Below are 15443 nucleotides of genomic sequence, written 5' to 3' on the forward strand. Positions count from 1 at the left end.
AAACTCAGGTGTTTCGTTTTGGTCTCCCTCTGGGCCTGCTCTTTCTCTGGACGCCGCACAGCGGATACAGGTTCTCTTTGGACAGAGAGGTGTTGAACGCCTCGTAGCTTGTCCCCGGTTTTGTCCAGGCCGTGTGGTAGAGCTCCTTGGCCTTCTCATGCAGCAGATCCCGTTCCTCTGCCGTAATGTTGCCACGTGACTTGTCCTTGTCGATTCGCTGGAAACAGCGGTAGAGGGCCTGGGACAGGGGGCTGTCCTCCGCCTCCTCCTTGACCTTCCGGAGTCGGTAGCCAAGCTGGGCGCAGGTGTACTTGGGATTGGTAGGGTTGGGCAGGTCGCAATATTTGGTGTGGTAGCCCTTTTGTAGCAGGAAATACCGCCCGCAGTTCTCGCAACGGCGGATCAGATGGCCGGCCTCCAGCCCCTTGTAGAAATCCAGTTTCAACATGGTCTGGAGCCGGTCTGCCTCGTAGTACTCGCAGACTTTAAAGATGCCGGAGCCGGGAGCCGTTTCCTGGGGACGCAGATGGATTCGCACGTCATCCGCGTAGGTAAAGAAACCGGACCCGTCCACAGGATTGGCGACCCACTTGTGGGCGCGCTCGTGGAACAGGAATTCATGCAGCGACGCCACATAGTTGTCCGGCGTCAGTTTCTCCAGCGGAGTGAGGCCCATCCGAACAAACGCCCGAAGCGTCTGACAGACCGACATGATATCCACCAAAAGTTTTCTATAATTCTCGCAGTAACGCTTATAATATCTCCACTTATCTCTCAGGGGGCCGGGCATGATCAGCAGCGCCCTGGTCTTTTCCGGAGGAGCCGGTGGGATTGGAGGTTGTGGCTCAGACGTGGTGTAGCGTTCCTCGTCCCACTGCAAAGTCAGGATATCTTCCTCGCCATAGTCCTCTGGGTGCTCCAGATAATCCTCGTAGTCCCCGATCGCGCCCAATATATTCCAATCCCGTTCCCCCAGTACGAAATCCTCCTCCGGGAACAGGGAATACTGCTCCGTGAGCGTCCGCGCCTCATAAAGAACTTCCGCGCCAGACTGGATCAGACGAAAAATTCTGTGCTGGAGCAGGGATTCGTGGAGCCGGATCATCTCCTCGTTAGCGTCAAACCAGTCCTGCATCCGGCGATCCTTCTCATAGCGCCTCATGCTGTCTATCGCCCTGTCCAACATCCGCCGCAGTTCGTGGTACTCCTCCGGGGAGATATTCAGAACCTCCGCAGTCAGTTCCCCCAGGGGATACTCCCGGTCGTTCAGACCCAAAACTTTTTCCCCGATGTAGAAAGCGAGGGATGTAAACACAGAGGTCACCTCTTTTGTGTCCGCAAGCAGTTTTAATTTGTCTGCTGTTTCTCTGAGTGTATCAAAAAAATCTCCACAATACAAGTAGAAGGGTGAGGATCGAGCGCCGGCGGTCCCCACCCTTACTCTTTTTGGAAGGGAGATTTTTATGAAGAAGTTAGACACCATTGATGCGGATACCCTGCTGGGCATTCCCTACGAACCGCTCTCATTCATCGTGGAGGAACTGCTGCCCCAGGGCCTCCACCTGCTGGCGGGTGCGCCGAAGATCGGCAAGTCTTGGCTGGCCCTGTGGCTTTGCCTCCGGGTGGCACAGGGGGAACCTCTCTGGAATTTTGCCACAAAACCATGCGAAGTTCTGTACCTCTGCCTGGAGGACAGCTTTCAGCGCATCCAGAGCCGCCTCTTTGATTTGACCGAGGACGCGCCATCCACGCTGCACTTTGCCGTCATGTCGGAGCAGCTCCACAGCGGTTTGGTGCAGCAGATGGAGCGGTTCCTCCGGGAGCACCCGGCTACCGGGTTGGTGGTCATCGACACCCTCCAGCGTGTCCGGACAGCGAGCAATGAAGCCAATCCCTACGCCAGCGACTACCGGGACATCGGCGTACTGAAAGCCCTGGCGGACCGGCACCGCATCGCTGTCCTGCTGATTCACCACCTACGAAAACTGAGTGACGAAGATCCCATGAATATGATCTCCGGCACCACAGGCCTGAGCGGCGCCACGGACTCCAACTTCGTGCTCCGCAGGAGCAAGCGCAGAGAGAACACGGCCACCCTCTACTGCACGGGAAGGGACATCTCCTATCGGGAGTTGTCCCTGGAGTTCGACGGTGAGAGCCATGTGTGGAACCTGCTTTCGGACGACTGCGGGGAGGCGGAGCAGTCCTGTGGGCAGATACTTTTTCTTCTCTCTGCCTTGCTGCGGGAGCGGCCAGAGATCTGCGCCCCTGCCAAGGCCCTGCTGGAAAAGATCGACCCTGACGGTACGGAGGGCCTGACGCCCAATAGCTTCTCTCACAAGCTCCGCAAAAGTGTTGACGCTCTAAGGCGGAGCGGCATCGTGGTAACCTTCCGAAAGAGCAACGGAGAGCGGCTCATCTGCCTGAAAAGGGCCGATGGTGTCGATGATCCCACTGTGGAAAACACCGTCACCATCGACCCTGCCAATTGAGTTGTGGAAGAAAATGCGACTGGGGCCGGGGATGCGGATTCCTCCCTTTCGGGAGGGCAAGCATCGCGTCCGGCTATACGCCGGCCACAGTTCCGGGACGCTGCCCCGAACCCCAGTTTTCACGGGGAGCTATCGAGGAAGGAGTCTTAATGCAGAGAGAAAAGAAAACGGAGATTATCACCCTGCGCGTGACGCCGCAGGTCAAAGAGCGCATCCGGGCCAAGGCGCGGGAGCTGAACCTGACCGTCACCGACTACCTGTGTCTCTGTGGGCTGGGTAAGAGGATTGTCCGGGTGGACGGTCTGGACAAGGTGCTGTCCGAACTGAAAGCCCAGGGTCGAAACCTCAACCAGCTCACCACCCTGGCCAACATGGGCAAGATCACCATCGTGTACGGAGACAGGCTGGCGGAGGGCTACGCCCAAATCAGCGAACAGCTCCGGCAGCTCCTGCGGGAGGTGACGTGAGATGGCTACTTTTACCGTCGTCAAGAACCGGGGCGGAGGCCGGGGCGCGCTGGGCGGAGTGCTGCGATACACCCAGCAGGACGAAAAGACGCTGTGGAAAGGGCAACGGTTAGCGACAGGCTGGAACTGCACCGCCCAGTCCGCTCTCTCCGAGATGCGGCTCACCAAGGATCGATTCCGAAAAACGGACGGGCGGCAGTGCTATCACTTTGTCCAGTCCTTTGCGGAGATAGACGACCTGACACCCCAGGAGGCCCACGCCATTGCTCTGGAGCTGGCCCAGCGGGAGTTCCCTAACTTCGAGGTGCTGGTGGCCACTCATATCGACACCGACCATCTGCACAGCCACCTGATCGTCAACAGCGTCAGCTTCCAGGACGGCAGGAAACTCCATCAGAGCGCCGCCGGCCTCCAGGCCCACCGGCTGGCCAGCGATGAGATCTGTGCCACCCACGGCCTGGAGATCCTACCGCCGCCTCAGAGACAGGTCAAGCAGAAACGCATGAGCAGCCGGGAATACCGCTCCGCCGCCAAGGGCGAGAGCTGGAAGTTCCGGCTGATGAACACCATCGACCAGTGTATGCGCTATGCCGCTACCAAGGAAGATTTTATCTCCCTGATGGAGAGCGAGGGCTACCAGGTGCGGTGGACAGATAGTCGGAAGAACATCACTTACACCACGCCGGAGGGTACGAAGTGCCGTGACGACCGACTCCACGACAGAAAGTACACCAAGGAGGTCATGGAATATGAGTTCCGAATCCGAGCAGAGATTATCTCTGGAGGAATTGAAACAGCGGAATCGACCCCAAGCTATGCAGACGCCGCCTACGCCGCCGAACACTCCCACGAGGCAGGACTGGAACGATCTGCTGGCGGCGCTCACGGCCCTGTACCGGCTGGAGAGCACCAACAGCGGCCGGCTGGAGCGCCTGGAGGCCAGCGTTGCGGCACAGGAGGCCCTGTTTCGGGCGTTGAGCCGACAGGCGGGGCAGCTTCCCACCCAGGCCCAGCTGGAGGCGCTGGCGCGGGATGTGGCCCAAATGAGGGCGGAGCTGAAACAGGCTGGGAAGAAGAAAGAGTTTTCTGTTTCTCCGCCCAGTTTGGAGACGGCACTGTCCGTCCTGATCTGGCTGGCCCTGATTTTGCTGGGCACGCTGGTGGGCATGGTGGTCCTGCGGACGATCTGGTCCGGCTTGGCCGCGCTCTGGAGCGCGGTGCGGACGCTGATCCCGTGAAGGACGCCACTACCACGCACCAGCACGGCGACAGGAAAGCCCTCCGCAGGGAGAAAGAGAAAAAGATCGCCCTTGGCCATAAGGAGGACGATCATGAGGAAGAACCGACTTGGCAGCAGACTATGAGCTGAGGCCAACCGTTCCCTGATATGGGAAGAAAGGCGAATATGAAAAAAGATTACGAGGAGTATCGGGACACCGGCGTTCTGGGCGGCTACCACCCGGAGATGGCCGTACTGCAGGAGCAGCGCGGTGGTGAAATTCTGACCACATTCCGTGACACCAATTACCAGCAGCGGGAGGATTACCTGGAGAGCCAGCGGGAGATGCTCATCCGGGGGAAAGTGTTTCATGTGACCTCCGTATTTCCCAACCAAGCCATAGCGACGCCCACGGACAAGCTGCTCTCCCTCATCGACGCGGAGTTTTCCGAAAAGGGCCACAGCGCCTGATGTTTCAGTAGACTTAGGGGAGCCGGTGAGGTATACTGTTGCTGCCCCATACCGGCTTGCCCCAGGAAAAGGAGGTTACAAAATATGGCAAGCCAAAAATATAATATCCTCTATGGCCGGCTCAGTCAGGAGGACGAGCGGCAGGGGGAGTCCAACTCCATCCACAACCAAAAGCTGTTTCTGGAGAAGTACGCGGCAGACAATGGATTTGAGAACACCCTGTTCCTGTCTGACGACGGATACTCCGGGACCAACTTCGACCGGCCCGCGTGGAAGAAAATCGTGGAGATGATCGAGGACGGTGAGGTGGAGACCCTGATCGTCAAGGATCTCAGCCGGCTGGGACGGGAGTACCTGCAGGTGGGACAGCTGACGGAACTCTATTTTCCAGAGAAGGGCGTCCGGTTCATCGCAGTCAACGACGGAGTGGATTCCCTGGTGGAGAGCAGCAACGACTTCAACCCCATCCGCAACTGGGCCAACGAGCTCCACGCCAAGGACACCAGTAAGAAGGTGCGCGATGTTAAGAAGGTGCAGGCGGAGAATGGAGAACGGCTGGGAGCCAAACCGCCCTACGGCTATAAGAAAAAAGACGCACAGTCCAAAGAGATCATACCGGATGAGGCGACCGCCTCCGTGGTATGCCGTATCTTTGAACTGTGCGCCGCAGGGAAAGGCCCTAACCAGATCGCCAGAATCCTGACCATGGAGCAGATCCTGAACCCAACTAACCAGTACTACCAGGCCACAGGGAGGGCCTGCAACCACTTGGACACGACCCGCCCACATAGCTGGTGCGGCAAGACGGTAGCCAATATCCTGGAGAACATCGTCTACCTCGGCCACACGCTCTCCCTGCGGCGAACAACGCTCTCCTACAAAAACAAAAAGCAGATCCGCAGGCCGGAGAGCGAGCAGATCCTGGTGAAGAACACCCACGCGCCGCTGATATCTCAAGAGCTGTGGGATATCGTGCGGGATGTACGGGCGCACAAACGCCGCCCACCCAAGCACATGGAGGAGCCAAACCTGTTCTCCGGCCTGGTCTACTGCGCCGACTGCGGACAGTACTTGGTGCTCTGCCGGACGGAAAAGATGCGGGAGGATCAGTACTACTTCCGGTGCTCCACTTATGGCAAGCGAGGGAAGGACGCCTGCAGCCCCCATCAGATCCGGGAGGCCGACCTGAAACAGATCGTGCTGGACGATCTGCACAGGGTGACCCACTTCGCACGGATGAAAGAGCGCCAGTTTGCGGAGTACATCAACCAGAAAAACACCCTGGAGCTGCGGCGGGAGATCAACCGTGTGCAGAAGGAGTTGGACGCTATGCGCCGCAGAGATGGGGAATTGAGCGCCCTGTTCAAGCGGCTCTACGAGGACAATGTGCTGGGGCGGGTGACCAACGAGCAGTTCCGGATGCTCTCCACCGACTACAATGCAGAGCAGAAAGAGCTGGAGTCGGCCATCCCCGCGAAGGAGGAGCAGTTGGAGCGGCTGAAAACCTCGGTCGCCAATGTGGATGCCTTCATCGAGAAGGCCAAGCAGTACACCGCCATCGATGAACTGACGCCCCAGCTGCTGCGGCTGTTCATCCAGAGCATTGAGATCGGGGAGCGGTCGAAGAAACACTCCCGCTCCGCTGGCCAGAGCGTCCGGATTGTGTACCGGGACATTGGCGCGCTGGATACGCCCATGCGGGAGGGCGACTCCGCTCCACACATGACAAAACAAATCACAGAAAAAGAAGAAATTATGCGGTTGTTGGCATGAAAACACAGAGGCGGACGGCTTCCACCGTCCGCCTCTGTGCCCAATGATCTGCCAGGTTCAGAAAATGTACCTGTGGGAATCATCAGAAGCCGTGTCTTTCTTTTTGGTACGCCCGAAGGGACTCGAACCCCCAGCCTTCAGAACCGGAATCTGACGCTCTATCCAATTGCGCTACGGGCGCATTTCTCAACGTGCCTGATTATTATAGCAGTCTTTTCCCGGTTTGTAAAGAGAAAATTTCCACATTCCCCGCGGTGCGGCCTTGCCAAGGGGGCGGCCGGGGCGTACAATAGGACGGTCAGGGCCGGAAGGGCTCCAGGTACACCGCCATGGAGCGGCTCATCTCCCGGGAGAAGTCCGAGTTGTACTTGCGCCTGCAGAAGGCGTCCAGCCAGTCGGCGTAGGGCCGCGCCCCGGCGCTGCCGGCCAGCATGGCCTCCAGTTCGCCGGCATCCATGCGCCGGTAGGCATTTTCGTGGACGATGTGCTCCAGGGCGCGGCGGGCGGGCTTGGCCCGCTCCAGCTGCTGGGCCGTGGGGTAGCCGAACACCGCCATGGCGGCGGGCACCACGTACTCCGGCAGGTTCAGCAACTCCCGGTGCGTCTCCGCGTGCTCCAGGATGTCCCCAATGTAGCAGGAGCCCAGCCCCAGGCTCCAGGCGGCGGTGACGGCGTTCTGGGCGGCGATGTTGGCGTCGGACAGGGCCAGCCACAGATCCCCCGCCTCCGGCTTCCGGGGCGCGCAGCCCCCGGCGGCGAAGGCGTCGTACCACTTCTGGCAGTCGGCGCAGAAAATCAGCACCATGGGCGCCCGGCCGATGAAGGGCTGGTGGTCGCAGGTGTCGGCCAGGGTGTCCTTGAGGGCCTGGTCGGTGATGTCCAGGATGGTGTAGAGCTGCTGGTTGCCGGCGGTGGGGGCGGCACAGGCCGCCTCCAGCACGGCCCGCTTCACCTCCAGCGGCACGGGGGTGTCGGCAAAGGCCCGGACGGACTTGCGGGCGTGGAGCTGCGCGAGAACCTCATTCATGATAAAATTCCTCCCAGGATGTGATAAGGATGAAGGAAATGGAATATACGGTGGAGGCGGGCGGCCCCCTGCTGCCCTTCCTGCTGGAGCGGGTCAGGGGGAGCCGCAACCACGTCAAGTCCCTGCTCACCCGGGGCCAGGTGGCGGTGGACGGGAAAACGGTTACCCGCCACGACCATCCCCTGACGCCGGGGCAGCGGGTGGCGGTGCTGGCCGCGCCCCGGCCCGCCGCCCCCTTCCCAGTGCTCTATGAGGACGGCCGGATCCTGGTGGTGGACAAGTCCGCCGGGCTGCTGAGCATGGCCAGCGACCGGGAAAAGCTGCGCACCGCCTACCGCATGGCCACCGACTACGTGCGGCAGAGCGACCCCAGGGGCCGGGTGTTCATCGTCCACCGGCTGGATCGGGACACCTCCGGCGTGCTCCTCTTCGCCAGGGACGAGGAAACCAAGCGGGCCTTTCAGGATCAGTGGGACGCCCTGGTGCGCCGCCGGGGCTATCTGGCGGTGGTGGAGGGCCGCCCGCCCAGGGAGGCGGACACGGTGCGCACTCTCCTGCGGGAGAACGCCGCCCACAAGGTCTACTCCGTCCGCTCCGGCGGCAAGGAGGCGGTGACTCACTACCGCACGGTTCAGAGCGGCTCCCGCTATACCCTGCTGGAGGTGGACATCGACACCGGCCGGAAGAACCAGATCCGGGCCCACCTCAGCGAGCTGGGCTGCCCCGTGGCGGGGGACAAAACCTACGGCGCGGCCGCCGACCCCCTGGGCCGGCTGTGCCTCCACGCCCACGAGCTGCGCCTCACCGACCCCTTCACCGGGGAGGAGCGGGTCTTCCGGGCGGAGCCGCCCAGGGGCTTCCGGAGCCTGACCCGGCCGGGGCGGTAAATCCGCCCACATTGTACCACAGCGGTACAGCCGCCGTCCAGCACCTCCCGGAGGCAGACAGCAGCGCGCCGCCCCTGTTTCCAGGGGCGGCGCGCCTGCGTCAGGGCCGGTGCGTCCCGTCCGGCGGGGCGAAGGGGGCCAGGATGGCCTCCAGCTCCGGATCGTCCCGGAGGAAGGAGAGCTCCTCGTCCTCCCGGATGGACTTGACCATGCCGGGCAGGAGAACCGCCCCCACGGGGGTTGCGTCCCCGCCGTTCAGGTGGGGATAGAGCCCGCCGTCGTCCCAGGGCTGGTTCAGCCCCTCCACCAGCGCCCGCAGGGCGGAGAGGGCACCGTCCCGATCCCGCTCCGCCACCGCCTGCTGGAGCCGCCCCGCCGGGGCGGTGCCCGGGGGCATGGCGTACCGCTCCGCCGTCTCGGTGATCAAGGCGGTCAGGCGGCGGCCGGCCTCCAGCTCCCCGGCCCGGAGAGCCAGCTCCTGGAGGCTCACCAGGGCCTCATAGCACTCGGTGGCGGCGTTGAGCAGGTGCCGCTCCCACAGCTCCGCCGCCTCCTCCGTGCGGCCCGTCCGGCGGAGCAGCCCGGCCTTCAGGGAGTCCCGGTAGGGCCAGCGGTCGGAGAGCTGCCCCAGCAGCTCCTCCGCCCGGCCGTACTCCTCCCGCTCCATGTGCCGGCCGATGAGCAGGTGGAGGGCCTGATCCCGCACGTCCCGGTCCTCGCTGTCCGCCAGGGCCTCGTTGAGCTCCCCCAGCCGCCGCCTGTACGGCTCCGGCTCCTCCACCGCCAGGGTGAAGAGAAGCCCGTTGAGGGTCATGGACAGGCTGACAGCCAGGCTGTCGCACCCCGGCCACTCCTGCCGCCGCGCCTCCGCCCAGCGGAAGGCGCTGTCGATGCCCTCCGCCTGGGCAATTTCGTACAGCTCCCCTGTCATGCGGGCAATCTCATCCCCCGTCAGCTCCTCCCGGAAGGAGAGCAGGCTGTTGAGATCCGTCCCCAGCAGCCGGGCCAGGGGGGCCAGCAGGGCCAGGTCGGGGCAGCTGGCCCCCCGCTCCCACTTGTTGACCGCCGGGGCGGTCACCCCCAGGGCCTGGGCCACCTGCTCCTGGGTCAGGCCCTTTTCCTTCCGCATGCGGCGGATGTTGGCGCTCAGCTTCATGAATACCACGCCTCCTTTTCTGCCTCTATCCTACCAGAGGGTCGGCGCGGGGACAAGAGCGCCGTATTCAGCTTTTGGGCGGGAAATTGAAACCGCCGGTTAAACGCCGCCCGGGGCCGCCTCATCTGAGGCGGCCCCGGGCGGTTGCAGCCTGTCGAAAAACCTTTTTCGACAGGCTGCTGAACTTTTTGAAACTTTTTCCAAGTTTCAAAAGTTATTTGATCCAACGCGAAAGGGAACCCTGACGGTTCCCTTTCACACTATCCTTCCCTCCGAATCCTTCGGTCGGGGTATCAACAGCATCAACCGCCCGGAGCCGCTTCAAACGAAGCGGCCCCGGGCGGTTGTTTTCTATATGGGGAGGTGTGGAATGCGGATGAGGGTTACAGCTTGACCACCCAGCCGAAGGGGTCGGGCCGGGTGCCCCACTGGATGCCGGTGAGGGTGTCGTACAGCTTCTGGGCCAGGGGGCCGATCTTGCCCCCGTTGACCACCACGTGCTTGTCCTCCCAGCCCATCTCGCCGATGGGGGAGATGACGGCGGCGGTGCCGGTGCCCCAGGCCTCCTTCAGCGCGCCGCTCTCGCCGGCGTCGAAGAGCTCCTGGGCGGGGAGCTGCCGCTCCTCCACCTTCAGGCCCCAGCTCTTCAGCAGCTCAATGCAGGACTTGCGGGTGATGCCGGGCAGGACGGAGCCGGTGAGCTCCGGGGTGACCACCGTGTCCCCAATCTGGAACATGACGTTCATGGAGCCCACTTCCTCGATATACTTGCGGTGGACGCCGTCCAGCCACAGCACCTGGGCGTAGCCGTTCTCCTCGGCCCGCTCGCCGGCGCGGATGGAGGCGGCGTAGTTGCCGCCGCACTTGGTGTAGCCGGTGCCGCCCCGGACGGCGCGGACGTCCTCGCTCTCCACGTAGATCTTCACCGGGTTGATGCCCTCGGCGTAGTAGGCGCCCACCGGGCAGGTGATGATGGCGAAGATATAGTCGTGGGCGGCGTGAACCCCCAGGGAAGGGGTGGTGGCGATGATGAAGGGGCGGATATACAGGGAGGTGCCCGGGGCGCTGGGCACCCAGTCGGCCTCCAGCCGCACCAGCTGCTCCACCGCGGCCACGAAGTCCTCCTCCGGGATCTGGGGGATGCACATGCGGTCACAGGAGGAGTTGATGCGCCGGGCGTTCTCGATGGGACGGAAGAGCTGCACCCCGCCCTCGGGGTTGCGGTAGGCCTTCAGGCCCTCAAAGACCTCCTGGGCGTAGTGGAACACCATGGCGGAGGGATCCAGGGCGATGGGGCCGTAGGGGACGATGCGCCCGTCGTGCCAGCCCTGGCCGGCGGTATAGTCCATGACGAACATGTGGTCGGTAAAGGTCTTGCCGAACACCAGCGTGCTGGGGTCGGGCTTGGGCTTGAGCACCGCGGCGCGCTGCACAGGATATTCCTTCATGAGAATGGCCTCCTCAGTGTGGTACCAATTTGATACCCTAAAGTATGCGCTTTTCCGCGGGAAAAGAATGTAAAGCGTGATACAATAGGAGAAAAGTTGTTGGATCCCGGGGCCGCCGCCGGGGCAGGTACTTGTTTTTGGCGGCGTTGTCTGATATAATAAAATCTCTTATAATGTGTGCTCTGTGCGTAATGAGAAACGGCCTGGGAGGTGTCTCATGCGGAAAAATAAGCTGACCCATCTGCTGGAGCCCGGCATGCGGCTCTATTTCGTGTTTCTGCTGCTGTTCGCGGCGGCCTCCGCCCTGTTCAGCGTCCCCATCGCGGTGATCGAGGCGGCGGTGGTGCTGGTGCTCTATCTGTATCTCCGCCGCACCAACGCCCAGCGGCAGAAGGAAATCCTCAAGTATATCGACTCGGTGACCTGCAACATGGACACGGCCACCAAGGACACCATGGTCAACGCCCCCCTGCCCATGGTGATCTTCCGGCCGGAGAACGACGAGGTGATCTGGTCAAACGACCGCTTCCTCCAGCTCACCGGCGAGAAGGAGCACCTGTTCGACACCAAGCTCACCGCCGCGGTGCCCGACTTCTCCTCCCGCTGGCTGATGGAGGGCAAGACCGAGTGCCCCACCGAGGTGCGCATCGGGGAGCGGCGCTTCCTGGTGTTCGGCCACCTGGTGCGCACCGAGGAGCAGGGGGCCCGGGGCTACCTGGCCACCACCTACTGGGTGGACGTCACCGACTTCGCCCAGGTGCGGGACGACTTCTACGCCACCCGCCCCGTGGTGGCCATCCTCACGGTGGACAACTACGAGGAGCTGATGAAGGGGGCCAACGACTCGGCCAAGTCCGCCATGCGCAGCGGCATTGACGACCGGCTGAGCCAGTGGGTGGCCCCCGCCCAGGGCCTGTTCTGCCGGTATGAGCGGGATCGCTATCTCTTTGTGTTTGAGGAGCGGTTTCTGGCCCAGTTCCAGGAGGGGAAGTTCTCCATCCTGGAGACCGTGCGGGAGGTGGCCAGCCCCTCCGGCATCCAGGCCACTCTGTCCATCGGCATCGGCAAGGACGCGGAGAGCCTGGGGGAGCTGTTCCAGTACGCGGCCCTCTCGGTGGAGATGGCCCTGAGCCGGGGCGGCGACCAGGTGGTGGTGAAGAACCGCTTCAACTTCGAGTTCTTCGGCGGGCGCACCAAGGAGCTGGAGAAGCGCACCAAGGTGAAGAGCCGGGTCATGGCCAACGCCCTGGGCGAGCTGATGGCCGACGCCTCCAGGGTGTTCGTCATGGGCCACAAGTACCCCGATCTGGACTGCATCGGCGCCGCCGCCGGCGTGTGCGCCATGGCCCGCAAGAAGGGGGCCCCGGTGCACATCGTCCGGGAGTCCGGCCAGAACCCGGCCAGCGAGATGTCCGACCGGCTGGGGGCCCTGCCCGAGTACAAGGACGTGTTCATCAGCGCCCAGGAGGCCATGATCCAGGCCGACGCCAACTGCCTGCTGGTGGTGGTGGACACCAACCGGCCGGAGCAGGTGGTGAGCCAGGATCTGCTGGAGGCGGTGCACAAGGTGGCGGTGATCGACCACCACCGCCGGGCCTCCTCCTATATCGCCGACGCGGCCCTCAACTTCCATGAGCCCTATGCCTCCTCCGCCAGTGAGCTGGTCACCGAGCTGCTGCAGTACCTGCTGGAGCCCGCCGACCTGCTCAAGACCGAGGCGGAGGCCCTGCTGGCCGGCATGGTGCTGGACACCAAGCAGTTCACCATGCGCACCGGCAGCCGCACCTTTGAGGCCGCCGCCTTCCTCCGCCGCTCCGGCGCGGACACCGGCGACGTAAAGAAGCTGTTCCAGAACGATCTGGAGGGCATGATCGCCAAGTACGACATCATCCAGAACGCGAAAATGGTCAAGGCCGGCATCGCCGTGGCCAAGGTGGATCACACCGTGGGCCGGGTCACCGCCGCCCAGGCCGCCGACGAGCTGCTCAACATCTCCGGCGTGGACACCTCCTTTGTCCTGTTCCCCGACCAGGAGGGACGGGTGATCCTCTCCGCCCGCAGCATGGGGGACGTGAACGTGCAGGTGGTGCTGGAGAAGCTGGGGGGCGGCGGCAACGCCGCCACCGCCGGCGCCCAGGTGCCGAACAAGTCGGTGGACGAGGTGCACCAGCTGCTCCTCCAGGCCATCGAAGCGTATTTGGAGGACGAATAAGAATTGATAATTGAAAATTGACAATGGATCATTGTCCGCGCGAAACCAGACTGCGTCACGAACCGCATGCCGCGGTGACCGCCCTAATTTTCAATTCTCAATTGTCAATTATCCATTGGATTCAGAAAGGAACGGGATACCATGAAAGTGATTCTGCAGCAGGACGTGAAGGGCCAGGGCAAGAAGGGCCAGCTCATCGAGGCCAGCGACGGGTACGCCCGCAATTTCCTCCTGCCCCGCAAGCTGGCGGTGCCCGCCACGGCGGAGAACATCAACACCATGAAGATGCAGGAGAAGGCTAAGAAGGCCCAGGAGGCCGCCGAGAAGGCGGAGGCCGAGGCCACCGCCGCCAGGCTCAAGGAGCTCACCGTCAAGGTGGCGGCCAAGGGGGGCAACGGCGGCCGGCTGTTCGGCGCGGTGACCAGCAAGGAGATCGCCGACGCCCTCCAGGCCCAGCACGGCATCACCATCCCCAAGACCAAGATCGTCCAGGACGAGCCCATCAAGACCTTCGGCGGCTATGAGCTGAAGGTGAAGCTGGGCTATGAGGTCACCGGCACCCTGAAGGTGGTCGTGGCCGAGGCCTGAGCGGGCCGCCGAGGGCGGCGGCCCCTACGGGTATGCGTGGCCGCGGCCGCCATATATGGCGGCCCTACGTGTATGAAACCAAACAGCATATATGTAGGGCCGCGATAAATCGCGGCCGCCAGCGCGGCCCCGTCTGTAGGGGCGGATATCATCCGCCCGCTGTTTCCAGTCCCAGGAGGTGAGAACATGCCAGGTGAAGAGGAGCTGCTCAGCCGCCAGATGCCCCACAGCACGGAGGCGGAGCAGAGCGTGCTGGGCTCCATGCTCATCGACGCCCGGTGCGTGCCCGAGGTGATCGAGGCCCTCAAGCCCGAGGACTTCTACCTGCGCACCAACCGGGAGATCTACGAGACCATCTACTCCATGTTCAACTTCTCCCTCACCATCGACCCGGTGACGGTGCTGGAGCACATGCGTCAGAACGGGGTGTACGACGAGAACACCTCCCGCAATTATATTCTCCAGCTCATGGAGATCACCCCCACGGCGGCCAACGTGAAGGAGTACGTGGCCATCGTGAAGGACAAGGCCCTGCTGCGGCGCATCGCCGAGACGGCGGGGGAGCTGACCGCCCTGGTGCAGGAGGGCACCGGCACGGGCCAGGAGGTGCTGGAGGCCGCGGAGCAGCGCATCTACGCCATCCGGCAGGGACGGGCCGCCCAGGGCCTGACCCACATCTCCAGCGTGATTCTGGGGGTGTACGAGCGGCTCAACGAGCTGGCCGCCAGCGACGCGGCGGTGCCCGGCCTGTCCACCGGCCTGCCCGACGTGGACATGGCCATCTCCGGCCTGAACAAGTCCGATCTGATCCTCCTGGCCGCCCGGCCGGGCATGGGCAAGACCTCCTTCGCCCTGAACCTGCTGCTCCACGCGGGCAAGTTCTCCGGCAAGACGGTGGTGTTCTTCTCTTTGGAGATGAGCCGGGAGCAGCTGTGCATGCGCCTCATCTCCAGCGAGTCCTTTGTGGACAACAAGAAGCTGGTCACCGGCAAGCTGGGGGAGGACGACTGGACTAAGATCGCCGCCGCCTCCGCCGCCCTGAACCAGACCCAGATCTTAATCGACGACAACCCGTCCCTCTCCGTGGCGGACATGAACGCCAAGTGCCGCCGGGTGGATAACCTGGGCCTGGTGGTCATAGACTACCTCCAGCTCATGACCTCCGCCGGCGGGCCCCAGCGCAGCGGCGACAACCGCCAGCAGATCGTCTCCGACATCTCCCGAGCTCTGAAGATCATGGCCAAGGAGCTCAACGTGCCGGTGGTGTGCCTGTCTCAGCTCTCCCGCGGCCCGGAGAGCCGCTCCGACAAGCGGCCCATGCTCTCCGATCTCCGCGAGTCCGGCGCCATCGAACAGGACGCCGACATCGTCATGTTCCTCTACCGGGACGACTACTACAACGACGACAGCGAGAACCACAATCTGGCCGAGTGCATCATCGCCAAGAACCGCCACGGCGAGACCCGCACCGTGGAGCTGCAATGGCTGCCCGAATATACGACATTCTCCAGTATTGACCGGAGGCACGAGGAATACTAAGAGAATTGATAATTGACAATGGATAATTGATAATGATATTGGGACGAGGCCATGGCGCACAAAATTGATGGGAGTTCTCCCTGTTTGTGCCGTGCATGGCTGGGTCACATCGAATCGGCTGCCGATTATATCCATCATTATCAATTCTCAATTATCCATTCTCC

13 protein-coding genes and 1 tRNA gene are annotated in these 15443 nt (G+C 62.6%); 9 read left to right on the forward strand and 5 right to left on the reverse strand.

The window, feature by feature from the left end:
* Nucleotides 1-4: 4 nt before the first annotated feature.
* Nucleotides 5-1315 carry a DUF6076 domain-containing protein gene (locus B5E42_RS19220; protein WP_087239982.1) on the reverse strand — a complete coding sequence of 437 codons (1311 nt, stop codon included), beginning with the start codon at nucleotides 1313-1315 and terminating at the stop codon, nucleotides 5-7.
* Nucleotides 1316-1463: 148 nt separating this feature from the next.
* On the opposite strand from B5E42_RS19220, the gene B5E42_RS12075 reads away from it, so the two are divergent.
* The 5 genes from B5E42_RS12075 to B5E42_RS12095 all read left to right on the forward strand — a co-directional run bounded on the left by B5E42_RS12075 (nucleotide 1464) and on the right by B5E42_RS12095 (nucleotide 6422).
* On the forward strand, nucleotides 1464-2492 hold the full coding sequence (locus B5E42_RS12075; RefSeq protein WP_087239984.1) for an AAA family ATPase: 1029 nt from the start codon (nucleotides 1464-1466) through the stop codon (nucleotides 2490-2492).
* A 149-nt stretch (nucleotides 2493-2641) separates the two neighbouring features.
* Nucleotides 2642-2959, forward strand: a complete 318-nt coding sequence (gene mobC / locus B5E42_RS12080; RefSeq protein ID WP_087239986.1) for a plasmid mobilization relaxosome protein MobC — start codon at nucleotides 2642-2644, stop codon at nucleotides 2957-2959.
* 1 nt (nucleotide 2960) lies between these two features.
* On the forward strand, nucleotides 2961-4328 hold the full coding sequence (locus B5E42_RS12085) for a relaxase/mobilization nuclease domain-containing protein (protein WP_087239988.1): 1368 nt from the start codon (nucleotides 2961-2963) through the stop codon (nucleotides 4326-4328).
* A 36-nt stretch (nucleotides 4329-4364) separates the two neighbouring features.
* Entirely contained in the window at nucleotides 4365-4649 is a 285-nt protein-coding gene (locus B5E42_RS12090) for a hypothetical protein (RefSeq protein ID WP_087239990.1), read from the forward strand.
* Nucleotides 4650-4733: 84 nt separating this feature from the next.
* A complete protein-coding gene (locus B5E42_RS12095; protein ID WP_087239992.1) occupies nucleotides 4734-6422 on the forward strand; it encodes a recombinase family protein in 1689 nt (562 codons plus the stop codon).
* A 104-nt stretch (nucleotides 6423-6526) separates the two neighbouring features.
* Here B5E42_RS12095 and B5E42_RS12100 read toward each other — a convergent pair.
* Both B5E42_RS12100 and B5E42_RS12105 read right to left on the reverse strand, forming a co-directional pair.
* Nucleotides 6527-6603: transfer RNA gene (locus B5E42_RS12100), tRNA-Arg, on the reverse strand.
* A 117-nt stretch (nucleotides 6604-6720) separates the two neighbouring features.
* The gene (locus B5E42_RS12105) at nucleotides 6721-7449 is read right to left on the reverse strand and encodes a nitroreductase family protein (RefSeq protein WP_087239994.1); all 729 of its coding nucleotides are present in this window, start codon (nucleotides 7447-7449) and stop codon (nucleotides 6721-6723) included.
* A gap of 29 nt (nucleotides 7450-7478) precedes the next feature.
* Between B5E42_RS12105 and B5E42_RS12110 the strand changes: the two genes are divergently transcribed.
* Nucleotides 7479-8336 carry an RluA family pseudouridine synthase gene (locus B5E42_RS12110; protein ID WP_087239996.1) on the forward strand — a complete coding sequence of 286 codons (858 nt, stop codon included), beginning with the start codon at nucleotides 7479-7481 and terminating at the stop codon, nucleotides 8334-8336.
* 100 nt (nucleotides 8337-8436) lie between these two features.
* Here B5E42_RS12110 and B5E42_RS12115 read toward each other — a convergent pair whose 3' ends face one another.
* Entirely contained in the window at nucleotides 8437-9492 is a 1056-nt protein-coding gene (locus tag B5E42_RS12115) for a helix-turn-helix domain-containing protein (RefSeq protein ID WP_087239999.1), read from the reverse strand.
* Nucleotides 9493-9875: 383 nt separating this feature from the next.
* Nucleotides 9876-10940, reverse strand: coding sequence for a branched-chain amino acid aminotransferase (locus B5E42_RS12120; RefSeq protein WP_087240000.1), 1065 nt, complete (start codon nucleotides 10938-10940; stop codon nucleotides 9876-9878).
* Between the two features lie 217 nt (nucleotides 10941-11157).
* Here B5E42_RS12120 and B5E42_RS12125 point away from each other — a divergent pair, with 217 nt between their 5' ends.
* From B5E42_RS12125 to dnaB, 3 genes are all read left to right on the forward strand, one after another.
* Nucleotides 11158-13152: a DHH family phosphoesterase gene (locus B5E42_RS12125; RefSeq protein WP_087240002.1), complete on the forward strand. Its 1995-nt coding sequence runs from the start codon at nucleotides 11158-11160 to the stop codon at nucleotides 13150-13152.
* 141 nt (nucleotides 13153-13293) lie between these two features.
* Nucleotides 13294-13740 carry a 50S ribosomal protein L9 gene (gene rplI / locus B5E42_RS12130; RefSeq protein WP_087240004.1) on the forward strand — a complete coding sequence of 149 codons (447 nt, stop codon included), beginning with the start codon at nucleotides 13294-13296 and terminating at the stop codon, nucleotides 13738-13740.
* Between the two features lie 186 nt (nucleotides 13741-13926).
* Nucleotides 13927-15279, forward strand: a complete 1353-nt coding sequence (dnaB, locus tag B5E42_RS12135; protein ID WP_087240006.1) for a replicative DNA helicase — start codon at nucleotides 13927-13929, stop codon at nucleotides 15277-15279.
* Nucleotides 15280-15443 lie beyond the last annotated feature (164 nt).

Origin of the sequence: Flavonifractor sp. An10 (genome assembly GCF_002161215.1) — a bacterium.
Taxonomy (GTDB): Bacteria; Bacillota; Clostridia; order Oscillospirales; family Oscillospiraceae; genus Flavonifractor; species Flavonifractor avistercoris.